This is a genomic window from Escherichia sp. MOD1-EC6021, assembly GCF_002965245.1.
Taxonomy (GTDB): Bacteria; Pseudomonadota; Gammaproteobacteria; order Enterobacterales; family Enterobacteriaceae; genus Escherichia; species Escherichia coli_F.
In genome coordinates this window covers 1-1,005 of sequence record NZ_PTRU01000098.1, presented here as the reverse complement: position 1 = coordinate 1,005, position 1,005 = coordinate 1, and the positions used below count along the sequence as shown (strand labels likewise).

1 protein-coding gene is annotated in these 1,005 nt (G+C 55.5%); it reads left to right on the top strand.

Features of this window, described 5'->3' with window-relative positions:
* Positions 1-131: 131 nt before the first annotated feature.
* Positions 132-1,005, top strand: an 874-nt coding sequence (locus BEB54_RS28085) for a DUF1281 domain-containing protein (protein WP_105282347.1), incomplete at its 3' end; no start/stop codon positions are given.

Sequence of the window (1,005 nt, the reverse complement as noted above, 5' to 3'; positions counted from 1 at the left end):
CTCCTCCACGCGCTGCGGCTTCGGGGCCGCACCTGCATTCGTATGCGGTCGCCCGGTTACAGGTGCGGCACGGCCTGATGGAGGCCGCATGTGAGAGGAGAATTCCCATGCCAAACTGGTGCTCAAATCGTATGCATTTTTCTGGTGAACCAGCACAGATTGCTGAGATTAAACGACTGGCCAGCGGTGCAGTCACACCATTTTATCGCCGCGCCACAAATGAAGGTATTCAGCTGTTTCTGGCCGGAAGTGCCGGACTTCTGCAGACCACTGAAGATGTGCAGTTTGAACCGTGCCCCGGACTGACGGCTGCCGGACGTGGTGTTGTATCGCCGGAGAATATCGCGTTCACCCGCTGGCTGACACACCTGCAGAACGGTGTGCTACTGGATGTACAAAACTGCCTGATGCTGCATGAACTCTGGCTGCAGAGTGGTACTGGCCAGCGTCGCTGGGAAGGATTACCGGATGAGGTCAGGGATACCATCACCGCACTTTTCACCGCAAAAAGAGGTGACTGGTGTGGCTTCTGGAGTAACGAGGATGTATCGGTGTGGTGGAACCGTCTGTGTGACAACGTACTGCCGGAAAAAACCATGCCGTTTGACCTGCTGACGGTTCTGCCGACCCGCCTGGATGTTGAAGTGAATGGCTTTAACGGTGGTGTTCTGAACGGTGTTCCTTCTGCATATCACTGGTATACGGAACGGTATGGCGTGAAGTGGCCTGTGGGGTATGAGGTGAATATCAGTAGTCAGGAAGACAACTTCATTCAGGTTGATTTCGACACGCCGTGGTGTCAGCCGGAAAGCGACGTTATTGCAGAATTAAGCCGCCGTTTCAGCTGCACGCTGGAGCACTGGTATGCCGAACAGGGCTGTGATTTCTGTGGCTGGCAGTTGTATGAGCGCGGAGAGCTCGTTGATGCGCTGTGGGGGGAACTGGAATGGTCTTCCCCGACAGATGACGATGAGCTGCCGGAAGTCACCGGACCTGCGTGGATAG